General features: G+C 58.9%; 18 protein-coding genes and 1 pseudogene. 4 read left to right on the forward strand and 15 right to left on the reverse strand.

From position 1 onward, the window contains the following. Positions 1 to 68: 68 nt before the first annotated feature. Positions 69 to 2,360 carry a TonB-dependent receptor gene (locus ACZRKZ_RS10035; protein ID WP_463981527.1) on the reverse strand — a complete coding sequence of 764 codons (2,292 nt, stop codon included), beginning with the start codon at positions 2,358 to 2,360 and terminating at the stop codon, positions 69 to 71. Positions 2,361 to 2,577: 217 nt separating this feature from the next. On the opposite strand from ACZRKZ_RS10035, the gene ACZRKZ_RS10040 reads away from it, so the two are divergent. Then, entirely contained in the window at positions 2,578 to 3,258 is a 681-nt protein-coding gene (locus ACZRKZ_RS10040) for a Fe2+-dependent dioxygenase (RefSeq protein WP_463981528.1), read from the forward strand. A 2-nt stretch (positions 3,259 to 3,260) separates the two neighbouring features. Further along, entirely contained in the window at positions 3,261 to 4,010 is a 750-nt protein-coding gene (locus tag ACZRKZ_RS10045; protein WP_463981529.1) for a tetratricopeptide repeat protein, read from the forward strand. A 66-nt stretch (positions 4,011 to 4,076) separates the two neighbouring features. On the opposite strand, the gene ACZRKZ_RS10050 is transcribed toward ACZRKZ_RS10045, so the two are convergent. From ACZRKZ_RS10050 to ACZRKZ_RS10070, 5 genes are all read right to left on the reverse strand, one after another. After that, positions 4,077 to 5,240 (reverse strand): type III PLP-dependent enzyme, encoded by a 1,164-nt coding sequence (locus tag ACZRKZ_RS10050; RefSeq protein WP_463967228.1) that lies wholly within the window; start codon positions 5,238 to 5,240, stop codon positions 4,077 to 4,079. A 401-nt stretch (positions 5,241 to 5,641) separates the two neighbouring features. Continuing rightward, the gene (locus tag ACZRKZ_RS10055) at positions 5,642 to 6,799 is read right to left on the reverse strand and encodes an osmoprotectant ABC transporter ATP-binding protein OsmV (protein ID WP_463967227.1); all 1,158 of its coding nucleotides are present in this window, start codon (positions 6,797 to 6,799) and stop codon (positions 5,642 to 5,644) included. Next, entirely contained in the window at positions 6,796 to 7,449 is a 654-nt protein-coding gene (locus ACZRKZ_RS10060) for an ABC transporter permease (protein ID WP_133099936.1), read from the reverse strand. Before ACZRKZ_RS10060 ends, ACZRKZ_RS10055 begins: the two co-directional genes overlap by 4 nt. A 9-nt stretch (positions 7,450 to 7,458) precedes the next feature. After that, positions 7,459 to 8,352: a glycine betaine ABC transporter substrate-binding protein gene (locus ACZRKZ_RS10065; RefSeq protein ID WP_463981530.1), complete on the reverse strand. Its 894-nt coding sequence runs from the start codon at positions 8,350 to 8,352 to the stop codon at positions 7,459 to 7,461. 20 nt (positions 8,353 to 8,372) lie between these two features. Beyond that, a complete protein-coding gene (locus ACZRKZ_RS10070; protein WP_149410839.1) occupies positions 8,373 to 9,089 on the reverse strand; it encodes an ABC transporter permease in 717 nt (238 codons plus the stop codon). Between the two features lie 339 nt (positions 9,090 to 9,428). Here ACZRKZ_RS10070 and ACZRKZ_RS10075 point away from each other — a divergent pair, with 339 nt between their 5' ends. Together ACZRKZ_RS10075 and ACZRKZ_RS10080 are read left to right on the forward strand one after the other, a co-directional pair. Next, positions 9,429 to 11,012 carry a peptide chain release factor 3 gene (locus ACZRKZ_RS10075; RefSeq protein WP_463967223.1) on the forward strand — a complete coding sequence of 528 codons (1,584 nt, stop codon included), beginning with the start codon at positions 9,429 to 9,431 and terminating at the stop codon, positions 11,010 to 11,012. A gap of 169 nt (positions 11,013 to 11,181) precedes the next feature. After that, positions 11,182 to 11,448, forward strand: a complete 267-nt coding sequence (locus tag ACZRKZ_RS10080) for a hypothetical protein (protein ID WP_463981531.1) — start codon at positions 11,182 to 11,184, stop codon at positions 11,446 to 11,448. 105 nt (positions 11,449 to 11,553) lie between these two features. Here ACZRKZ_RS10080 and ACZRKZ_RS10085 read toward each other — a convergent pair whose 3' ends face one another. The 9 genes and pseudogenes from ACZRKZ_RS10085 to ACZRKZ_RS10125 all read right to left on the reverse strand — a co-directional run. Continuing rightward, the gene (locus ACZRKZ_RS10085) at positions 11,554 to 12,525 is read right to left on the reverse strand and encodes a peptide ABC transporter ATP-binding protein (protein ID WP_149410842.1); all 972 of its coding nucleotides are present in this window, start codon (positions 12,523 to 12,525) and stop codon (positions 11,554 to 11,556) included. Further along, a complete protein-coding gene (locus ACZRKZ_RS10090; protein ID WP_133099930.1) occupies positions 12,525 to 13,493 on the reverse strand; it encodes an oligopeptide/dipeptide ABC transporter ATP-binding protein in 969 nt (322 codons plus the stop codon). Before ACZRKZ_RS10090 ends, ACZRKZ_RS10085 begins: the two co-directional genes overlap by 1 nt. 10 nt (positions 13,494 to 13,503) lie before the next feature. Beyond that, entirely contained in the window at positions 13,504 to 14,415 is a 912-nt protein-coding gene (locus tag ACZRKZ_RS10095) for an ABC transporter permease subunit (protein WP_133099929.1), read from the reverse strand. A gap of 10 nt (positions 14,416 to 14,425) precedes the next feature. After that, complete coding sequence (locus tag ACZRKZ_RS10100) at positions 14,426 to 15,436, reverse strand: ABC transporter permease subunit (RefSeq protein ID WP_463967221.1); 1,011 nt, start codon at positions 15,434 to 15,436, stop codon at positions 14,426 to 14,428. Between the two features lie 74 nt (positions 15,437 to 15,510). Continuing rightward, complete coding sequence (locus ACZRKZ_RS10105; protein WP_463981532.1) at positions 15,511 to 17,115, reverse strand: ABC transporter substrate-binding protein; 1,605 nt, start codon at positions 17,113 to 17,115, stop codon at positions 15,511 to 15,513. 81 nt (positions 17,116 to 17,196) lie between these two features. Beyond that, positions 17,197 to 18,591 carry an OprD family outer membrane porin gene (locus tag ACZRKZ_RS10110; RefSeq protein ID WP_463981533.1) on the reverse strand — a complete coding sequence of 465 codons (1,395 nt, stop codon included), beginning with the start codon at positions 18,589 to 18,591 and terminating at the stop codon, positions 17,197 to 17,199. Between the two features lie 172 nt (positions 18,592 to 18,763). Continuing rightward, complete coding sequence (locus ACZRKZ_RS10115; protein ID WP_149410847.1) at positions 18,764 to 20,368, reverse strand: ABC transporter substrate-binding protein; 1,605 nt, start codon at positions 20,366 to 20,368, stop codon at positions 18,764 to 18,766. A 305-nt stretch (positions 20,369 to 20,673) separates the two neighbouring features. Continuing rightward, positions 20,674 to 22,299, reverse strand: coding sequence for an ABC transporter substrate-binding protein (locus tag ACZRKZ_RS10120; RefSeq protein ID WP_463967217.1), 1,626 nt, complete (start codon positions 22,297 to 22,299; stop codon positions 20,674 to 20,676). 258 nt (positions 22,300 to 22,557) lie between these two features. After that, a pseudogene (locus ACZRKZ_RS10125) lies at positions 22,558 to 23,255 on the reverse strand (ABC transporter substrate-binding protein); the annotation flags it as partial. Positions 23,256 to 23,310 lie beyond the last annotated feature (55 nt).

Here is a 23,310-nt window from a genome sequence, read left to right on the forward strand (position 1 = left end):
ATTCTGTTGCACACGCAAAAGCCCCACGCATTCGATGCGTGGGGCTCTGTGCAGATAGCTCTACCGGTTTAGAAGTGGAAGCTGGTGGTCAACATCGCCGTACGACCGGCCGCCTGGTTGGCGAAGTGCGCTGCGAAGGCCTTGTCGTAGTAAGTCTTGTCGGTCAGGTTCTGCACGTTCAACTGCAGGTCGACGTTCTTGGTCAGCTTGTAGCTGGCCATGGCGTCGTAGCGGGTGTAGGACGGCACGTACACGGTGTTACCCGCGTCGCCGTAGACTTCGTCGACATAGAACGCGCCGCCGCCGATGGTCAGCTTTGGTGTCAGGTCGTAAGTGGTCCACAGGCTGAAGGCGTTCTTCGGCGTGTTGGGCATCTGGTTGCCTTTGTTGGAGCCAGCGCTGACTACGCCGTTACGACCGTTGAGGCCCGAGTCTACCAGCTCGCTTTTCAGGTAGCTGTAGCCGGCAAACATCTGCCATTTGTCGGTGATCTTGCCGCTGGCCGACAACTCCAGACCATCAACGCGGGACTCACCGGCGTTTTGGTAGGTCATGGAATCCACCAGGATTCGGGTGTTTTTCTTCTCGGTGCGGAATACGGCCGCAGTCAGGGACAGGCGGTCGTGGAACACGTCCCACTTGGTGCCCAGCTCGTAGTTGACGGTTTCTTCCGGTTTCAGGTCGCTGGCTGCGGCACCGGCGGACAGCGGGTTGCCATCGGCGCCTTCACCCACCAGGCCGCCGGCAGGCGATGCCGAGGTGGCGTAAGAGGTATAAATGCTGCCGTTTTCCAGGGGCTTCCAGACCAGGCCGGCCTGCCAGTTGAAGAACTGGCTGTTGTCCTTGATCTTGTTGCGGGCCTTGACGGTGGCGGTCGGCACGGCATTGGTGTTGGCCACGGTGTCAAAGGTGTCGTAGCGCAGGCCGACGTTGAGCAGCCATTTCGGGTCCAGTTCGATGGTATCGAACACGTAGGCGGCGCGGCTGGTGGCCTTGGTATTGGTCCCGTTGTAGTTGCGCGCGATGCTGCTGTTCCACGGATCACTTGGGTTTGGGTTGCTCAACGACGTACAGCTGGGCGTGGTCCCGGGGTTACACACTTGAGCGCTGTTGGAGTTGCCGAAGTTATAGCCGCTGACGCGGGTTTCTTCGCCGGTGAATTCAAGACCGGTGGAGTAAGAGTGCTTGAAACCCAGGGCCTGGAAGCTGCCAAACAGATCAGTCTGGTTGGTGGTGGTTTCGGTAGTGGACACTCGTGCGTTGGCGCGACGCCACACGGTGCCGAACTGGCTGACGTTGCGCTTGCTGTCGTCCGGTTGCGTGAGGATGTAATCCTGCCCGGTGTTGCCATGACGCAGGGTGTTTTTCAGCGTCATGTTGTCGTTCAGGTCGTGCTCGATGGAGAACGTGCTGATGTCGGCGCGGGTCTTGCGGAAGTCGCGGTCCTTCAAACCGTAGAAATTGTTGCTGTCACCGCCGTCGGTGGGTTTGTCATGGCCGTGGATGGTTGCCGTGGGCGAGCTGTAGCCATATGGAATCCCCGAATCCGGCAGATCGTTGCTTTCCAAGTGGTAGTAGCTGAAGTTGACGCGGGTTGGCGTGCCCAGGCCGAAGGTCAGCGACGGTGCCACGCCCCAGCGGTCGTAGTTGATGGTGTCGCGACCGGCCACGTTCTGTTCGTGGCTCAGCAGGTTCAGGCGGAACGCGGCGTTGTCGAGGAACTGGCGGTTGACGTCGAGTACATAGCGGCGTGTCTGGTCGGAACCGTAGGTGAAGCCACCATTGGTGAAGTCCCGCGCCTGTGGGGTCTTGCTCACCAGATTGAGGCTGCCACCGGCCGAACCGCGCCCCCCAAAGGACGAGTTGGGACCTTTGCTGACTTCGATGGACTCGATGTCGAAGATCTCGCGGCTCTGGCCGCCGGTATCGCGCACGCCGTCGAGGTAGGTGTCGCCCTGGGCGTCAAAGCCGCGAATGAACGGACGGTCGCCCTGGGGATTACCGCCTTCACCGGCGCCGAAAGTAATCCCCGGTACGGTGCGCAACGCGTCCTGCAACGAGGTGGCGGCGGTGTCCTTGAGCACTTGCTGCGGCACCACGGTGACCGAGCGCGGGGTGTCCACCAGCGGTGCGGTGTACTTTTGCGAAGAGGCTTTCTCTACCTGATAGGACGTCGCGTCCTGTTCCTGCCCGGTGATGCTGGTTGCGCCCAGGGAGATGCTGTTGCGCTCGCTTTTCTGCTCGGTGTTTTCAGCCGCTTGCGCCAGATGGGCGGCAGAGCTGGCACTGATGGCGACGCCGATGGCCGAGGCCAGTAAACGCGGTGAACTGGCAGGTATTTTTATAGGTGTGCGCGACATGACGTGTCCTTTCCCCAAGGATGTGAGGTCGCGGAATATAGGCTGAAAAAGTCTTTCTATCAATTGCGATACATTACTATTCGCACTTAATTTTCATTATTTGCACTTTTTTCTTACGGTTTTTTCGATCTCGTTCGTCCTTTGGGCTGGAGTGGGGTTGTACACAAGCAATAAGAATTACTACCATTAGCAATCCTATGCTTTCAGGTATTGCCCCATGCTGCTGCACATTCCCGGCCTGTTCTCGCGCGAGGAAGTGCTGCGCATCCGCGAAGCCCTAGTGCAGGCCGATTGGGCCGATGGAAAAATCACTGCCGGGCATCAGTCGGCCAAGGCCAAACACAACCTGCAACTGCCGGAAGGCCATCCACTGGCGCAGGAAATCGGCGCGGCGATGCTTGATCGCCTGTGGAAAAATCCGCTGTTTATGTCTGCGGCGTTACCTCACAAAGTCTTCCCCCCGTTGCTCAACTGCTACACCGCTGGCGGCAGTTTCGACTTTCATATCGACAACGCCGTGCGCCAGCCCAAGGGCAGCCATGAGCGGGTGCGTACCGACCTTTCCTCCACAGTATTTTTCAGCGACCCCGACGAATACGACGGCGGTGAGTTGGAAATCCAGGACACCTTCGGCCTACAGCGGGTCAAGCTGCCCGCCGGAGACATGGTGTTGTATCCCGGCTCCAGCCTGCACAAGGTCAACGCCGTGACCCGTGGCGCCCGCTACGCCTCGTTTTTCTGGACCCAAAGCCTGGTGCGCGAAGACAGCCAGCGCACCTTGCTGTTCGAAATGGACGGTGCGATCCAGCAACTGACCACGGATGTGCCCGACCACCCGGCGCTGATACAACTCACCGGTACCTATCACAATCTGTTGCGCCGCTGGGTTGAGGTCTGACTATGGGTTTTCAATTGCGCCGTGAAGAGGTCCTCGACGGTGAACAACTGCGGGCCATGCTCTACGAATCCCCGGTGCGCGCCGCCCAGGCGATTTTGATGGCGGCGAAGGAGGGCGTGGTGGATGCCCAGGCGTTGCTGGGGCAGATTCTCCTGGAAGGACGCGGCATTGAGCGCGATGAGGCACTGGCGTTGCGCTGGTTTCAGATCGCGGCCCAAGGTGGGCATTTGATGGCGCACAATATGCTCGGTCGCTGTTTTGAGCATGGCTGGGGCTGCACGGCTGATGCCGTGGCGGCTGCGCGGGAATATCGCCAGGCCGCAGATGCCGGGCTTGATTGGGGTTTGTATAACTATGCCAACCTGCTGGCGACGGGGCGCGGTGAGGCCGAGGATCAACAGCAAGCACTGGCGTGTTATCGACAGGCCGCGCAGTTGGGTCATGCCAAATCGATGAACCTGCTTGGGCGTTATCTGGAAGAAGGGCAGTTCTGCCCCCGAGATTTGGATGCGGCGGTTGAGTGGTATCGACGATCAGCGCAAGGCGGGGATTTTCGTGGGCAGTTCAGTTACGCGGCGGTGTTGGCTGACCGAGGCCAGATTGATGCAGCGCTGGAATGGTTGCGCAAGGCACTGGCGGGCGGGAATCTGAAATTTTTGCGGGTGGCTTACAACGCATTGTCTGCCGCCAATGATCCGCAGATTCGGGCAATGGCTGTGGATTACCAGCGACGCTCGACAGAGCTTTCCTAGGCCCACAAAAAAGCCCATGACACGCATGGGCTTCCTCTTGCAGCTTAAAACTTGCCGCTGCTTCTCTTACAGGTAGAACGACTTCAACGGCGGAAACCCATTGAATTCCACTGCGCTGTAGCTGGTGGTGTACGCACCGGTCGACAACCAGTACATCCGATCACCAATCGCCAGGTTCAGCGGTAAACCGTACTTATAGTTTTCGTACATGATGTCGGCGCTGTCGCAGGTAGGCCCGGCGATGACCACTTCTTCCATCTCGCCGTTCTTCTCGGTCCAGATCGGGAACTTGATGGATTCGTCCATGGTTTCGATCAGGCCAGAGAACTTGCCCACGTCCGTGTACACCCAACGCTCGACGGCGGTACGGGATTTACGGGCGACCAGTACCACTTCACTGACCAGGATCCCGGCGTTGGCGATCAACGAACGGCCCGGTTCCAGGATGATTTCCGGGAGTTCATCACCGAAGTCTTCCTTGAGGAAGCGGATGATTTCTTCTGCGTAGGTTTCCAGGCTGTTGGTGCGGGTGATGTAGTTGGCTGGGAAGCCACCGCCCATGTTGATCAGCTTCAGGTGGATGCCGTCTTCTTCCTTCAGGCGTTCGAAGATCACTTTGACCTTGGCGATCGCCGCGTCCCACACGCTGATGTCGCGCTGCTGCGAGCCGACGTGGAAGGAGATGCCGTACGGCACCAGGCCCAGGTCGCGGGCCAGGATCAGCAGGTCCATGGCCATGTCGGTCTGGCAGCCGAACTTGCGCGACAACGGCCAGTCAGCGGTGGTCGAGCCTTCGGTAAGGATACGTACATAGACTTTCGAACCCGGTGCGGCTTTGGCGATGTTGCGCAGGTCGGCTTCGGAATCGGTGGAAAACAGGCGCACGCCCTTCTCGTAGAAGTAGCGGATGTCCTTGGATTTCTTGATGGTGTTGCCATAGCTGATACGGTCGGCGCTGACGCCACGGGCCAGCACTTTATCCAGCTCGTAGATCGAAGCGATGTCGAAGCTGGAGCCTTTCTCTTTCAGCAGGTCGATGATTTCGACAGCCGGGTTGGCCTTGACTGCATAGTAGATCTTGGCGAACTCGAAGCCGGCACGCAGGTCATCGTAGGCCTGGCTGATCATCGCGGTGTCGATCACCACGAACGGGGTTTCTTGCGTATCGGCGAAGGCCTTCATTTTCTGGAAGGTTTCGCGCGCGTAATAGTCTTCGACCTTAATCGACATGCTGGGAACTCCTACTGGCAAACTAGATTGATCAATGGGTGCAAATGAACGTCCTCCGTATCCCCACTTTGGTTCGCCTACTTCCCAAGGCATGTCGCCGAAAGCAAAAAAGGCCATGAGATCAACCGCTTCCCTTGGCCTTGCTGTCTCGTCGTCAGTACTTGAGCCGGATGGATCGTTTCCAGCATGGACGTTCGGCGCGAACTTTAGGACTTGAGGGGCTTGAGATCAACTAAAAATGTCGCGTTTTTACACGCGCTCGTCGTGTGGGCATGTGCAGCTACTTATGTAACCGACAGGCATGACGGATTGATGTTCCCCGGGAAGGGAGATTTGAAGGGCTTTTGTGGCGAGGGAGCAAGCTCCCTCGCCACAGGTAGGGCTTTTACACAAAGGGAGGATCAGGCCAACGCAGTCTCGGCTGGCGAAACAATGCTGGTCTTGCCGCCACGCGACTTGCCGGAGCTCAGGTACTCGGCAATCGACTCCTGAGTCACCTCACCGAGGAACACCCGCTCGGCATCCATCACCGGCAACCACGAGCGGTTGAACTCGTACATGCGCGATAGCAGGATGCGCAAATGCTCGTCGTACGCTGCGGTAGCGTTGAATTCCTGCAGGAATTGCGCGCAGGTGCCGGTCTTGCGGTGCAGGTCGCGACGACGCACAAAGCCCAGGGCTTTATTCTCGCCATCGGTCACCACCACGTAGCGACGGTCGTGTTCGTCCATCAATTCCAGGGCGTCGGCCACTGGCGTTTCCGGGCTTACCGACGGTGCGTTATCCGCCGCATCCTCGGCCTTCACCAGCAACAGGCGCTTGAGGGTGCTGTCCTGGCCGACAAAGCTGCTGACGAATTCGTCGGCAGGGTGGGCCAGCAGGGTGTCCGGGTGATCAATCTGTAACAGCTTGCCAGCGCGGAAGATGGCGATCTTGTCACCCAGCTTGATGGCTTCGTCGATGTCGTGGCTGACCATGATTACGGTTTTGTTCAGCGCCCGTTGCATCTCGAAGAATTCGTTCTGGATCATCTCGCGGTTGATCGGGTCGACCGCGCCGAACGGCTCATCCATCAGCAGCAACGGCGCATCGGCCGCCAGGGCGCGGATCACGCCGATTCGCTGCTGCTGGCCACCGGACAATTCACGTGGGTAGCGGTGCAGATACTGCTTGGGTTCGAGCTTGATCATGCTCATCAACTCACGGGCGCGGTCATGGCATTTCTGCTTGTCCCAACCCAGGAGCTTGGGCACCACCACGATGTTTTCTTCGATGGTCATGTTGGGGAACAAGCCGATCTGCTGGATCACATAGCCGATGTTGCGACGAAGGGTCACTTCGTCCAGGTCGGTGGTGTCTTCGCCGTTGATAAAAATCTTGCCGGACGTGGGTTTGATCAGGCGGTTGATCATCTTCAACGTGGTGCTCTTGCCGCAGCCCGAGGGGCCGAGGAATACGCAAATTTCGCCTTCGTTGACGGTCAGGCTCACGGAATCAACGGCGGTGATGGTCTTGCCGTTGCTTTGAAAGGTCTTGGTCAGGTTTTGAAGTTCGATCATTTGAGCAGTCCTTTTGGAGTCAGCGTGCGTTGCAGCCATTGCAGAAGCAGGTCGGCGAAGATGGCCAGGAGACTGACCAGTACGGCGCCAACGATCAGCATCGACATGTCGCTGCGGCTGATGGAAGCCAGAATAAGTACACCCAGGCCACCGGCGCCAATGGTGGCGGCAATGGTCATGACGCCAATGTTCATCACCACGGCGGTGCGCACACCGGCGAGGATCACCGGCACGGCGATGGGCAGTTCGACCATGCGCAGGCGCTGGCTGAAGGTCATGCCGATGCCTTTGGCCGCCTCGCGGATGCCTGGCTCGACGCCGGTCAGGGCCAGGTAGGTGTTACGCATTATCGGCAGCAGGGAATAGAGGAACACGGCGGTGATCGCTGGCATCGGCCCCAGGCCCTGGCCGAACTTGGAGTAGAACGGCAGCAGCAGGCCGAACAGGGCGATGGACGGCACGGTCAGCAGCACCGTGGCGCTGGCTTGCAGCGGGCCGGCCAGTGTCGGGAAGCGGGTCATCAGCACGCCCAGGGGCACGCCCACGACGATCGCGAGAATGACCGCGATGCCGACCAGGGTGATGTGCTGCCAGGTCAGGTGCAGGACCTGTGTCCAATCAAGATGGGAAAAGGCGTTCAGAAATTCCATATCTTCTCCTCAGTTGATGGGATGTTGGCGCAGGAAATCTGCGGCGACGGCGGACGGGCTTTCATGATTGACGTCGACCCGCGCATTCAACTGGCGCATGGTCTGGTCGTCGAACAGCGCTGCCAGCGGCTTGAGATCTGCGGCCAGTTGCGGGTGGGCATCGAGATAAACCTGACGCACCACGGGCGCTGCGGTGTAGTCCGGGAAGTAATGCAGGTCGTCTTCCAACAGCTTCAATTTGAAGGCATTGAGGCGACCATCAGTGGTGTAGACCAAACCGGCAAACACCTGGCCGTTACGCAGGGCGGTGTAAACCAGGCCCGCGTCCATTTGCCGGGTGTTTTTGCGGGTCAGGTTCATGCCGTACAGCTTGACCATGCCGGCCATGCCGTCGGAACGGTTGGTGAACTCGGTGTCCAGGGCCACCAGGCGGTTTTCCCTGGTTTTTTCGGCGAGGGCTTTGGTCAGGTCGCTGATGGTGTTGATCTGCGGGTATTGCTTGGCCACGTTCTCTGGCAGCGACAGCGCATAGGTGTTGCTGAATTTCGACGGCGATAGCCAGACCAGGCCTTTTTTCGCATCGAGTTCTTTCACTCTGGCGTAGGACTGCTCGCTGTCGAGTTTCTCGTCAACGTGGTTGTAGGCCACCAGCGACACGCCGGTGTATTCCCAGATCAGGTCCAGTTGCCCACTTTCCTGGGCACTGCGCGCCAGGTTGCTGCCCAGGCCGCCGGTCACACGGGTGTCGTAACCCTTGGTGCGCAGGTACTGGGAAGTTATTTCCGCAAGCAGGGTCTGTTCGGTGAACACCCGGGCGCCGATGCGGATCACTGGTTTTTCAGCGGCTTGCGCAATCCCTGCAAACAGCAGGACGCAGCTTAGTATCAAAGTCAGTTTTTTCATGTTGGTTCCTTTGCCAAGCCTTAAGACGCACGCACTCCGCGTTCCAGCCAGAGGCGGCTGGCCATGGTCACCAGACCGTCGAGCAGTAATGCCAGTAGCGCGGTGCAGGCGGCGCCGAGCAGCAGTTGCGGCTGATTGTTCAAGGCAATGCCGGGGAAAATCAGGCTACCCAGGCTGTTGGCACCAATCAGGAAGGCCAGGGGCGCGGTACCGACGTTGATCGCCAGCGCTACGCGCACGCCGCCGATGATGATCGGCACGGCGTTGGGCAACTCGACGCGAAACAGCACCTGGCGCGGGGTCATGCCGATGCCGACGGCGGCTTCTTTCAGGGAGCCCTGGACGTTTTTCAGGCCTTCATAGGTGTTGCGCACAATGGGCAGCAATGAGGCGAGGAACAGGGCGAAGATCGCAGGACCGCTGCCGATGCCCAGCACGCCCAGGGCAATGGCCAGTACGGCGAGGGGAGGGACGGTGTTGCCGATGTTGAAGATCTGCATGAAGCGTTCTGCGCGCCCGACCATGTTCGGTCGGCTGAGCAGGATACCGGCGGGAATCCCTACAATCAGGGCGGCCAGCATGGAAACAAGGACGAGAATCAGGTGAGCTTGCAGGTAAAACAACAAATCGTCGCGGTACAGTTCGATCGTGTTGATGCCAATCCAGTGGACCAGCAGGGCCAGGAGAGCGACGACAACCGCTCCTCCTATCAGCCCTTTGCCATAGCGAATAGCCACAGGCGGACTCCTTTATTTCAGTCGGCACGCACACTACCGTGCGGCAATGCCATTCCTGGCTGCCGGTAATGTGTGTGCGAAAAGCAGCTCGCCAACGCCGGCAAAACGGCGTGAGGTCGAGCCATGAGCGCAGCCTCGTCAGGCTAACTTGCTGATTTTTCAGCCCCTGGTAATGAGTGCGGTACAGGGGAGTGGACGTCTCTACCTTTTAAAAGGTTCCATATTTAGCAGTAATTAGCCACCCTTGAAGTCACTGCAACCGGGTGAGCGGTGGTCCGTGGGCCTAGGTTTGCGCTATACTCGCCGCCCTTTTTTGACTCACCTGCCAGGCGATTTCCCATGACCCACCAGGCCGCCGAAGTCGCGAAACGCCGCACTTTCGCTATTATTTCCCACCCCGATGCCGGTAAAACCACCATCACCGAGAAGCTGTTGCTGATGGGCAAGGCAATCGCAGTGGCCGGCACGGTGAAATCCCGCAAATCCGACCGCCATGCCACCTCAGACTGGATGGAAATGGAGAAGCAGCGTGGTATTTCCATTACCACCTCGGTCATGCAGTTCCCGTATCGCGACCACATGATCAACCTGCTCGACACCCCGGGCCACGAAGACTTCTCCGAAGACACCTACCGCACCCTGACCGCGGTCGACTCGGCACTGATGGTCCTCGACGGCGGTAAAGGCGTTGAGCCACGGACGATCGCCCTGATGGATGTCTGCCGTCTGCGTGATACGCCGATTATCAGCTTCATCAACAAACTCGACCGCGACATCCGCGACCCCATCGAGCTGCTGGACGAGATCGAAGCCGTCCTGAAGATCAAGGCTGCGCCGATCACCTGGCCGATTGGTTGCTACCGCGACTTCAAGGGCGTGTACCACCTGGCGGACGACTACATCCTTGTCTACACCGCCGGCCACGGCCACGAGCGCACCGATGTGAAAATCATCGAGAAGCTCGACTCCGACGAAGCCCGCGCCCACCTGGGTGACGAGTACGACCGCTTTGTCGATCAGTTGGAACTGGTGCAGGGCGCCTGCCACGAGTTTAACCAGCAGGAATTCCTCGACGGTCAGCTGACCCCGGTGTTCTTTGGCACCGCCTTGGGTAACTTCGGTGTCGACCACGTGCTCGACGCCGTGGTCAACTGGGCGCCGCTGCCGCTGGCCCGAGTGGCCAACGAGCGCACCGTGGAACCGGTGGAGGAGAAATTCGCCGGCTTCGTGTTCAAGATCCAGGCGAACATGGACCCAAAACACCGCGACCGTATTGCCTTTATGCGCATCTGCTCCGGCAAATACGAAAAAGGCATGAAGATGCGCCATGTGCGCACCGGCAAGGACGTGCGCATCGGCGACGCCCTGACCTTCTTCTCCTCCGAGCGTGAGCAACTGGAAGAAGCGTTCGCCGGCGACATCATTGGCTTGCACAACCACGGCACTATCCAGATCGGTGACACCTTCACCGAAGGCGAAGCGCTGAGCTTTACCGGCATCCCGCACTTTGCGCCGGAACTGTTCCGGCGCGTGCGCCTGCGCGACCCGCTCAAGTCCAAGCAACTGCGTCAGGGCTTGCAGCAATTGGCGGAAGAGGGCGCGACCCAGGTGTTCTTCCCCGAGCGCAGCAACGACATCATCCTCGGCGCCGTCGGTGTGCTGCAGTTCGATGTGGTCGCCAGCCGCTTGAAAGAGGAATACAAGGTCGAGTGCTCCTACGAGCCAATCACCGTGTACTCGGCGCGCTGGATCGATTGCAGCGATAAGAAGAAACTCGAAGAGTTCAGGATCAAGGCTGTGGAAAACCTCGCCATCGATGGCGGCGGTCACCTGACCTACCTGGCCCCGACCCGGGTTAACCTGGCGCTGATGGAAGAGCGCTGGCCGGATGTGAAATTCCGTGCGACCCGCGAACACCATTAAGGTCTGAGCGGTAAATGAAAGGGCGAAGCTGTTATGGCTTCGCCCTTTTTTTGCGCTCCGCGGGGGGCTCAATTATCTGGCGAAAACCTCATATCGGGACTAGCGTCAAAGCTTGCGGCGGTAAACGACTGTCGTGCGGGATTTACCTACTGACTGGACGGAATCGACCATGAGTATTTTTCAACGATTCGTGTTGTTGATCAAAGTGCTGGTGTTGTTGTGCCTCGGGATGTCGACGGCTTGGGCGCACAACCCGGTGTATGGAGGCAATGGAGGCTTCTCAGCAGTGCAGAATGAGCAGGGCAGTGGCTTGCAGCTGGCCAAATCGGAGTCTGAAGGCGGAGATCAGGGCCAAGGTGGAAGTGCCGACGATGATGACACCACCACCGAAGAGCCGGATACCGATGACAGTTATGAGGGCGATAGCCAGACGTAGACGGCAGGCAAAAGAAAGCCCCTCTCGCCGGGCTGATGCGCAATCCGACGAGAAGGGCTGTAAAATTCAAGCAATGCTCTGGACTGAACCCCAGGGCATGATCGGTTAGGCCACAAACTGCTCCGCGTAGTGGCAAGCCACCTGGCGATTATCGAGTTCGCGCAAGGCGGGCTCGTCGGTGCTGCACAGTTCGGTGGCGTACGGGCAGCGCTTGTGAAACGCACAGCCGGACGGCGGGTTGAGCGGGTTGGGCAACTCGCCGACGATCTTGATCTTCGGCTTGTTCGGGTCCGGGTGGATGGTCGGTGTGGCCGACAACAGCGCCTGGGTGTAGGGGTGCAGCGGGCGCTCATAGATGTCGTTCTTCGCGCCCATTTCCACCGGGCGGCCGAGGTACATCACCATCACGTCGTCGGCGACGTGCTGCACCACCGCCAGGTTGTGGGAGATGAACACGTAGGCGGTGTTGAATTCCTGCTGCAGGTCCATGAACAGGTTGAGCACCTGGGCCTGGATCGAGACGTCCAGTGCCGAGGTCGGTTCATCCGCCACCAGCACCTTGGGTTGCAGCATCATCGCCCGGGCCAGGGCGATCCGCTGGCGCTGGCCACCAGAGAACATGTGCGGGTAGCGCTGATAATGCTCAGGGCGCAGGCCCACTTGCTTCATCATCGCCTGGACTTTTTCCCGACGCTCGGCGGCCGATAGGTTGGTGTTGATCAGCAGCGGCTCGCCGAGCTGATCACCGACCTTCTGCCGTGGGTTCAACGAGGCGTAAGGGCTCTGGAACACCATCTGCACGTCTTTACGCAGCTGCTTGCGCTGGGCCTTGTCGGCGCCAGTGACTTCCTGGCCGGCGATTTTCAAGGAACCGGAGGATGGTTCTTCAATCAGCGTTAGGGCGCGAGCGAGGGTGGATTTGCCGCAACCGGATTCGCCCACCACGGCGAGGGTTTTGCCGGCTTCCAGCTCAAACGACACACCATTAAGGGCGCGCACCAGGGCGTGGCCCTTGAACAGGCCACGGGACACTTCGTAGTGACGGGTCAGGTCGCGGGCGGTAAGAACGACGGCCATTACGCCACCTCCTGGTTCAAGGGGTAGAAGCAGCGCGCAAGGCTGTGGGCTTTAGGGTCCAGACCTGGACGAGTCTGACGGCAGCTGTCCTGAACGTAAGGGCAGCGCGGCGACAGCAGGCAACCTTGTGGACGGTCATAACGACCGGGCACGATGCCCGGCAAGGTCGACAGCCGGGCGGCGCCCATGCTGTGTTCCGGAATCGCCGCCAGCAATGCTTCGCTGTACGGGTGGCCGGGTACGTCGAACAGGCCAGGCACTTGCCCGACTTCCACGGCTTGGCCGGCGTACATCACACACACGCGCTGGGCGGTTTCAGCCACGACTGCGAGGTCGTGGGTGATCAGCACCAGGCCCATGTTCCGTTCTTTTTGCAGGGCCAGCAGCAGCTCCATGATCTGCGCCTGGATAGTCACGTCCAGCGCGGTGGTCGGCTCATCGGCGATCAGCAGTTTCGGCTCGCCGGCAATGGCCATGGCAATCGCCACACGCTGGCTCATGCCGCCGGACAGCTGGTGCGGGTAGGCGTTCATACGGCTGGCGGCGCCAGGGATTTCCACCTTTTCCAGCAGTTCGATGGCGCGCTTGCGGGCTTGTTTACTGGACATCTTGAGGTGCAGGCGCAGCACTTCTTCGATCTGGAAACCCACGGTGTAGCTGGGGTTCAGGGCGGTCATCGGGTCCTGGAACACCATGGCCAGGTCTTTACCGACGATTTGCCGACGCTGGCGGTTGCTCAGCTTGAGCATGTCCTTGCCGTCGAAGTTCAGGGCGTCGGCGGTGACGATGCCGGGGTGCTCGATCAGGCCCATCAGCGCCATCATGGTCACGGATTTACCCGAACCCGACTCGCCAACGATGGCCAATACTTCACCTTTGTCGACGCTAATATCGAGGCCGTCGACCACTGGGACTGCGGTCTTGTCGCCGAAGCGGACATTGAGATTCTTGATTTCTAGCAGTGACATGGGAATCTCCTCAGGCGGCATTCTTGAGTTTCGGGTCCAGCGCATCGCGCAGGCCGTCGCCCATCAGGTTGATTGCCAGCACGCTGAGCAAAATGGTCAAGCCAGGCAGGCTCACGACCCACCAGGCGCGTTCGATGTAGTCGCGAGCCGAAGCCAGCATGGTGCCCCACTCAGGGGTTGGCGGTTGTACGCCAAGGCCGAGGAAGCCTAACGCTGCGGCATCGAGAATCGCCGAGGAAAAGCTCAAGGTCGCCTGGACGATCAACGGTGCCATGCAGTTAGGCAGCACGGTGATGAACATCAGGCGCGGCAGGCCAGCGCCGGCGAGGCGGGCGGCAGTCACGTAGTCACGATGCAGTTCGCCCATCACTGCGGCGCGGGTCAGGCGGACATAGGACGGCAGGGACACGATGGCAATGGCGATCACGGTGTTGATCAGGCCAGGGCCAAGGATGGCGACAATGGCTACGGCCAGCAGCAGCGACGGCAGGGCGAGCATGATGTCCATCAAACGCATGATGGTCGGGCCCAGCAGGCGCGGGAAGAACCCGGCGAACAGGCCCATCAGGATCCCTGGGATCAGCGACATCACGACCGACGACAAGCCGATCAGCAAGGACAGGCGCGAACCCTGGATCAAGCGGGACAGCAAGTCACGGCCCAGTTCGTCGGTGCCCAGCAGGAACTGGATCTGCCCACCTTCGAGCCACGATGGCGGGGTCAGCAGGAAGTCACGGTACTGCTCGCTCGGGTTGTGCGGTGCGACCCAAGGGGCGAACAGCGCGCAGAACACGATCACGATCATGAACATCAGGCCGGCGACAGCGCCCTTGTTCTGGGAGAAGGCTTGCCAGAATTCTTTGTACGGGGACGGATACAGCAGGCTTTGATCGACTGCTACCGATGGAGTTGGTGTGCTCATGGTCATGATCTCAGCGCTGGTGACGGATGCGTGGGTTGGCGAAGCCGTAGAGGATGTCCACTACGAAGTTCACCATAATCACCAGGCAGGCGATTAACAGGATGCCGTTTTGCACCACGGGATAGTCCCGTGCGCCAATGGCTTCGATCAGCCACTTGCCGATGCCGGGCCAGGAAAAGATGGTTTCGGTCAGGACCGCACCGGCCAGCAGGGTGCCGACTTGCAGGCCGACCACCGTCAGTACCGGGATCAGCGCGTTGCGCAGACCGTGGACGAACACTACGCGCGCCGGCGACAGGCCTTTGGCCCTGGCGGTGCGGATGTAGTCTTCGCGCAGCACTTCGAGCATCGAGGAGCGAGTCATCCGCGCGATCACCGCCAGCGGGATAGTGCCGAGCACGATGGCCGGCAGGATCAGGTGGTGGAGGGCATCCCAGAACGCATCCGGCTCGTCAGCCAACAGGGTATCGATCAGCATGAAACCGGTGCGCGGCTCGATGTCGTAGAGCAGGTCGATACGCCCGGACACCGGGGTCCAGCCCAGGCTCACGGAAAAGAACATGATCAGGATCAGGCCCCACCAGAAGATTGGCATCGAATATCCCGCCAGGGAGATGCCCATCACCCCGTGGTCGAACAGGGACCCTCGCTTCAGGGCCGCGATCACCCCGGCTAAAAGCCCAAGGATGCCGGCGAACAACAGGGCGGCCAGGGACAGTTCCAGGGTCGCAGGGAATAGGGCGGTGAACTCGGTCCACACGCTGGTACGGGTGCGCAGGGATTCGCCAAGGTCGCCTTGGGCGAGTTTGCCGACGTAGTCCAGGTATTGCGCATACAACGGTTTATTCAAACCAAGGCGTTCCATTGCCTGTGCGTGCATCTCGGGGTCGACGCGGCGTTCGCCCATCATGACCTCTACGGGATCGCCAGGAATCATGCGAATCAACGCGAAAGTCAGCAAAGTGATGCCGAAGAACGTGGGGATCAACAACCCCAATCGGCGGGCAATAAAACTAAACATCTTGTTGTGCACCTCAATCAGCCGGTTAGGCAGGTTCGGCACCGTCCAGGTCGACGGTGCCGAGCGTTTCTTATCTACTTCACCTGGGTGGTGGCGAAGTTATTTGTAGTCAGAGGGCTTTGAATAAAACCTTCGACGTTCTTGCGCATGGCGGTGAACATTTTCGGGTAAGCCATGGGAATCCATGGTTGGTCCTTGGCGAAAACGTCCAGTGCTTGTTCATAGAGTTCAGCCCGTACCGCCGGTTCAGTGCCTGCGCGGGCCTTGTCGATCAAGTCTTGAAACTCCTGGTTACACCAGCGTGCGTAGTTTTCGCCGTTTTTCGCTGCTTCGCAACTCAGGTTTGGGGTGAGGAAGTTGTCCGGGTCGCCGTTATCACCTGCCCAGCCGGCCGACATCAGGTCATGTTCGCCTGCTTTGGAGCGTTTGAGCATCTCGCCCCACTCAAAGACGCGGATATCGATCTTCAGGCCGATACGCGCCAGGTCCGACTGCATCATTTGCGCGCCGAGCAATGGGTTGGGGTTGGTCGGGCCGCCGCCGTTGCGGGTAAACAGCGTCAGCACGGTACCTTCAGGCACGCCAGCTTCCTTGAGCAGGGCGCGGGCCTTGTCCAGCTCTGCGGGCGTGCGGGGAGGGTTTTTCAGTTTGTCGCTGAAGCCCAGCAACGTGTTCGGGTAAGGCCCCGTGCCGACCACTGCGTTGCCTTTGCCATACAGCGCGTCGGTGTAGGCCTCTTTGTCGAACGCGATGTTGATCGCGTGACGCACCCGTGCGTCGCTCAGGTATTTGTGGGTGGTGTTCATGGCGGTGTAGCTGGTGGTCATGGCCGCCAGTTCCGCGACTTTCAGGTTCGGGTCTGCCTTGGCGTTTGGCACGTCATCGGGCTTGGGGTACAGCGCGATCTGGCACTCGTTGGCCTTGAGTTTTTGCAGGCGTACGTTGCTGTCGGTGGTGATGGCCAGGATCAGCGGGTCGGCTGGTGGCTTGCCACGGAAGTACTCCGGGTTGGCCTTGAAGCGCACCTGGGCGTCCTTGGCGTAGCGGGTGAAGATGAATGGGCCGGTGCCGATGGGCTTGCTATTGAGGTCGGCGGTCTTGTCGGCCTTGAGCAACTGGTCGGCGTATTCGGCGGAGTGAATCGAAGAGAAGGCCATGGCAATGTCAGCCAGGAACGGTGCTTCTCGGCGCGTCAGGGTGAAAACGACAGTGTGATCGTCGGTCTTCTCTACGCTCTTGAGCAGTTCCTTGAAGCCCATGCTTTCAAAGTACGGGTAGCCCACGTTGGACTTGGCGTGCCACGGGTGTTTCGGGTCCAGCTGACGCTGGAAACTCCAAAGCACGTCGTCGGCATTCATGTTGCGCGTGGGTTTGAAGTAGTCGGTGGTGTGGAACTTGATGTCGTTGCGCAGGTGGAAGGTGTACTGCATCCCATCCTCGCTGATGTCCCAGGAACTGGCGAGGGCCGAGACCACTTCGGTGGTGCCGGGCTTGAAGTCCACCAGGCGGTTGAAGACGGTTTCTGCCGCGGCGTCAGCGGTGACTGCCGTGGTGTACAGGACCGGGTCAAAACCTTCCGGACTGGCTTCGGTACAGACCACCAGCGGTTTGGCCGAAATGCCGATCGCAACGCTCAACAGCGCAGCGGCAATGGCGGCTTGTAGCGGGAGCATTTTCATTCAGAGCCCTCCTGCAATCGATGGGACCAGACAAGCGTAAACGGCAGGCTCTTCGTGAGCCCGCCGTCGACCTGGTGCTAATTAGAGAATGTTGAACGGGATGGTGGTGACCAGACGGAACTCTTTGATGCTGCCGTCGGATTGGAACTCGCTGCCGCGGTGCTCAACGTAGGTCGCACGCACAGTAGTGGCCTTGAGCGCGCCGCTCTGAATGGCGTAAGAGGCGCCTACACCGTATTCCTGGTGTTTCTCGCCGTCTTGCTTCTGGATACCGTCGTAGGCGAATTTGGCCCGGCCACCGTTGCCGGTGTAGTGGGTGCCGTCGATGTCCCAGCCGCGTGCCGAGTAGGCGTTGAATTTCAGGCCTGGCACGCCGTATTCGGCCATGTTGATACCGTAGGCAATCTGGAAGGATTTCTCGTTCGGACCGTTGAAGTCGGACGTCAGGGAGTTGGCCAGGTAGATGCCGTTGGTTTCGTGCAGGTAGTCGAAGTACTCGTTACCGTTCACTTGCTGGTAGGAGAAGGTCAGGCTGTGAGCCTGGTGAGCCAGGCCCAGGGACAGGGAGAAGGTATCGTTGTCGATTTCCCCCATCTCTTTTTTGCCTTCATCGACGGTTTTGTAGTAGTTGAAACCGGTGGTCAGCGCCAGTTGCTGAGCATCCCCCAACTCGTGGGTTGCGCCGAAGTAGTACTGGTTCCAGAAGTCCTTCACGTTGGCGGCGAAGAAGCTGGTTTTCAGGCTTTTCAGCGGCTGGTAGTTGGCACCCAAGGTGTAGACCTTGTCGGTTTCTGCGCCATTGCCGTATTCGGTACGGAATTTCGACAGGCTCTGTTCGGTACGTGGCGATACGCGGTCAAACACGCCGCCCTGGAACGACAGGTTGCTGAACTCTTCGCTGTTGAAGCTCACACCTTCGAAGCTCGAAGGCAGCGCACGGTTGCCGATGGTGTCGACGATGCCGCTGCTGAAGTTCTGGCGACCGGCGGTCAAGGTGGTGTTCGAGACACGGAATTGCACGTTGGCCAGGCCCAGTTTGCTCCACTGGTCTACGGCATCACCGTTGGAGTCGGCCAGGGTTCGGTTGGAACCGCCCTTGATGTCACGCTTGCTGCGGTCCAAGACCAGCGCGTTGTAGACGGCCAATTCGGTTTTGACGCCTACAGTGCCCTGGGTGAAGCCCGAGCTGGCGTTGATGATGGTGCCCTGTACCCAGTTAGTACGGTTACGGTCGGTCAGGGTTTGGCCATGCTTCTGGTATTCGAAGGTGCCCCCACGGTATTTGTGCTCGTTGGAGTACCAGTTGCGCGTGGTGCCGCCCAGGCTGAAGTCTTCGACAAAGCCTTTGGCCTCGCTTTGGGCGCTAGTGCCGGCCAGTGTGGTTGGAACGAAGTCCTGGCTTACAGGTTCAGCGTAGGCCGTGGCCGTGATGCTGCTGATGGCCAGGGCCAGTAGCGCGGTGCTGCTCAGTTTCATGGGTGAAGCTCCTTTGGTTCTCTTTTTTTTGATGCCGGTCTTTTTAGGTGAACCGGCTATTGGGTGTGGAACTCGTTCAAGCCTTGCAAACGTTTGCCTAAGGGGAAATCCCGAATTCAGGCTGCACGTTTGCTGGAGAGCCACTTTCGCTCTCCGCAATCCGGTTAGTTTCTTATGGGGTAATGCTGACGCCCGAGAACACGTTGCGGCCGAAGGGGCTCACCTTGAAACCTTCGACTTTGGCGCTTAACGGCTGGTTGACCGTCGAGTGGGCGACTGGCGTGATCGGCACCTGTGCTTTAAGCAGTTGCTGCGCCTGTTTGTACAGAACAGTCCTTTGTTCGCGGTCGGTAACGACCTTGGCTTGCTTGATCAGCTTGTCGTACGCCGGGTCACACCACATGGAGTAGTTGTTCCCGCCGATGGCGTCACAGCTGTAGAGGGTGCCCAGCCAGTTGTCCGGGTCACCGTTGTCGCCGGTCCAGCCAATCAGGCTGACATCGTGTTCGCCATTCTTGGTGCGCTTGATGTACTCGCCCCATTCATAGCTGACGATCTTGACCTTGAGGCCGATCTTCGCCCAGTCACTCTGCAGCATTTCTGCCATCAGCTTGGCGTTGGGGTTGTACGGCCGTTGCACTGGCATCGCCCACAGGGTGATCTCGGTGCCTTCCTTGACGCCGGCGGCCTTGAGCAACTCCTTGGCTTTTTCCGGGTTGTAGGCGGCGTCCTTGATGGTGTCGTCGTAGGACCATTGGGTCGGCGGCATGGCATTGACGGCCAGTTGGCCTGCGCCCTGGTACACCGCATTGAGAATGCTCTGCTTGTTCACCGCCATGTCCATGGCCTGGCGTACTTCGAGTTGGTCGAAGGGCTTGTGCTGCACGTTATAGGCGATGTAGCCGAGGTTGAAACCAGGCTTGGTCAGCAGTTGCAGTTTCGGGTCGGCCTTGAGGGCGTCTACGTCGGCTGGTCGCGGATGCAGAGTGATCTGGCATTCGTTGGCCTTGAGTTTTTGCACCCGCACCGACGCATCGGTGTTGATGGCGAAAATCAGTTGGTCGAGCTTGACCCGGCTCGGGTCCCAGTACTGTTTGTTGCCGGTGTAGCGGATCTGCGAGTCTTTTTGATAGCGCTGGAACACGAACGGCCCGGTGCCGATCGGCTTCTGGTTGATCTCGCTGGGCTTGCCGATCTTGAGCAAATGGTCGGCGTATTCGGCCGACAGGATCGAGGCGAAACTCATGGCGATGTTCTGGATAAACGCAGCATCTACCGTGTTCAGGGTCATGACCACGGTCAGCGGGTCGGTTTTCTCGACCTTGGCGATGTTTTTGTTCAGGCTCATCCCGTTGAAGTACGGAAACTCGGTGGGGTAGGCCTTGCGGAACGGGTATTCGGGGTCAAGCATGCGATTGAAGGTGAACAGCACGTCGTCGGCGTTGAAGTCACGCGTCGGCTTGAAGTCCTTGTTGCTGTGGAATTTCACCCCTTCACGCAGATGGAAGGTGTAGGTCAGGCCGTCCGGTGAAATGTCCCACTTGGTTGCCAGCCCCGGTACTACGTTGGTGGCGCCTTTCTCGAATTCGGCCAAGCGGTTGTAAAGCGGTTCGGCGGCATCGTTGTCAGTGGCGGTGGTGTATTGCGCGGTATCAAACCCGGCCGGGCTGCCTTCGGAGCAAAACACCAGGCTCTTCTTGTCGGCGGCCTGGCCCATCGAGGCGATGGCCAGCAGGCTGGTACCCAATATTGCGGATAGAACGGTTGTATGGCGCATGACGGTCCCTAATCCTTGTTTATTGTTGTCGTCAGTGAGCAATTGCCGTGCCCGTCAGGACATGGAAGCAACACTGATCCCCGTTCAGCAGCTGCCCTACAGGTCGTACGCCTCTGCCCTTGCGCGACGTTATGGGTCGGCAGTTGAGCAGTAAATGCGGCAAACCTGACAGACCTTGTAGGGATGGGACGGTACATTCGCAGTTCGATGCCGTAGGACGGCGGTGAGTGCGTTTGTAGTTCCATTCCAGCGGTCTTGGCGGATGCAATAACGGCGACGTTATGCAACGTCGCCGTCAGAGCTCCTTACTTGCTGATGCTCACCCCGTAGAAGGAATTCAAGCCAAATGGGCTGATCTTGAAATCCTGCACGGTGGTGCGCATGGGTTGATACACCGTCGAGTGCGCGATAGGTGTCATCGGGACTGCATCTTTGAGGATGTGCTGCGCCTGCTTGTACAGTTCGGTGCGCTTGGCGACGTCGGAAGTGGACTTGGCTTCCTTGACGATGCCGTCAAATTTCTTGTCGCACCATTTGGAGAAGTTGTTGCCGGACAGGGAATCGCAGCCGAACAGCACGTTCAGCCAGTTGTCCGGGTCACCATTGTCGCCGCTCCAGCCAATGATCATGGCCTGGTTCTCACCGCCTTTGGAACGCTTGATGTACTCGCCCCATTCGTAGCTGACGATGTTGACCTTCAGGCCGATCTTGGCCCAGTCGCTCTGTAGCATTTCAGCCATCAGCTTGGCGTTCGGGTTGTACGGACGCTGGACCGGCATGGCCCACAAGGTAATGGCGGTGCCTTCCTTGACGCCGGCTTCCTTGAGCAGCGCCTTGGCTTTCTCAGGGTCGTACTTGGCGTCCTTGATGGTGTCGTCATAGGACCATTGGGTTGGCGGCATGGCGTTGACCGCCAGTTGGCCTGCGCCCTGGTACACGGAGTCGATGATTTGCTGCTTGTTGACCGACATGTCCATGGCCTGACGGACTTTCAGGTTGGCCAGTGGGTTCTGGTCAGTCTGGCCCTTGAGCACCGGCATGACGTTGTAGGCGATGTAGCCCAGGTTGAAACCGGCCTGGTGCGGCAGTTTCAAGGACTTGTCTTCGCCCAGAGCCTTGAGGTCGGCCGGACGCGGGAAAAGGGTGACCTGGCATTCGTTTTTCTTGAGCTTCTGGATACGCACCGATGGGTCGGTGGTGATGGCGAAGATCAGGTTGTCGATCTTGACGTCTTCAGGCTTCCAGTAGTCCTTGTTGCCGGTGTAACGGATGTTGGAGTCTTTCTGGTAGCTCTTGAACACGAACGGACCAGTGCCGACTGGCTTCTGGTTGATGTCCTGGGCCTTGCCTTCCTTCAACAGTTGGGCGGCGTATTCTGCTGACTGTACGGAGGCGAAGCTCATGGCCAGATTCTGGATGAAAGCCGCGTCCACGGTGCCAAGGGTGAACTTGACGGTGTGGTCATCGACTTTCTCGATGTTCTTGATGTTGGTGTCCATCCCCATGTCCGTGAAGTACGGGAACTCGGTGGGGTAGGCTTTACGGAACGGATCATCTTTGTTGATCATCCGGTTGAACGTGAACAGTACGTCGTCAGCCGTGAATTCACGAGTTGGCTTGAAGTACGGGGTGGTATGGAACTTGACGCCTTCGCGAAGGTGGAAGGTATAAGTCAGACCATCCGGGGAAACGTCCCAAGTGGTGGCCAGACCAGGAACAACGGCGGTGCCGCCGCGCTCAAACTGGGTCAGGCGGTTGAACATGGTTTCGGCCGAGGCATCGAAGTCTGTTCCGGTGGTGTACTGGCCTGGATCAAAACCGGCCGGGCTCCCTTCGGAGCAGAACACCAGGTTAGTCGCCGCCTGGGCGAAAGGTGCAGCGGCCATTAAACCGGCGCTGACTAAAAACGGAATGACTGCGTGTTTAAGCATGTTGGCCTCATGATTTGTTGTCATTTTTGGTAGTGAGGGCGACCTCGTGAGTCGACCTGCGGATACTTATGCAGGGCCCATACCCAATGCAAGATGCAGAGAGGCTACAAGCGCTAAACAGTGGTACGAACGTACAGGAATGTCGCATTAATGTAAGTCTTGACACATTTCGGCATATTGGAGGGGTTTTTTCGGTGCGTTAGGCGCACCAAACAGGCCCAATCTAGGCGTCTGGCGCACCCGATTGGAGCGTGGCTGTTACTTATTTAAACCCACGCCGTAGAAAGGCGTCAGGCCAAACGGACTGATCTTGAAATCCAGGACTTCCTTTCGAAGGAGCTGGAAAACCGTCGAGTTTGCTATAGGCGTTATAGGTACTTGTTCTTTAAGTATTTTCTACGCTTGTTGATACCACTTTATGCGTTCGTCACGGTCACTGCTGACCTTGGCCTTTTGCACGAGTTTGTCGTACTGCGGGTTACACCATTTTGCGTAGTTGCTGCCCTTGACCGCAGCACAACTGTAGAGCACACCGAGCCAGTTATCCGGGTCACCGTTGTCGCCGGTCCAACCGTAGATCATCACGTCGTGCTCGCCGTTTTTCGCCCGTTTGATGTACTCGCCCCATTCATAGCTGACGATATTGGCGGTGATCCCGACCTTGGCCCAATCCTGTTGAATCATCTGTGCCGACATCCGCGCATTCGGGTTGGAGGCTCTCTGTACGGTCATCGCCCACAAGTTGATGGTGGTGCCAGGTGCAACCCCTGCTTCTTTTAGTAGCGCGCGAGCCTTGGCTGGGTCGTAGGCGCGTCCTTGATAGACGGGTCATAAGACCACTGGGCAGGCGGCAGGGCGTTCTGCGCCAATTGTCCGGCGCTATGGTAGACGGCCTTGATAATCGCTGGTTTATCGATGGCCATGTCCAGTGCCTGGCTCACCTTGAACTGGGTGAGCCGGTTGAACACGGTTTTGGCGGAGGCATCGAAATCGGCGCCGCTGGTGTATTGG

Source organism: Pseudomonas sp. c313 (assembly GCF_055407145.1).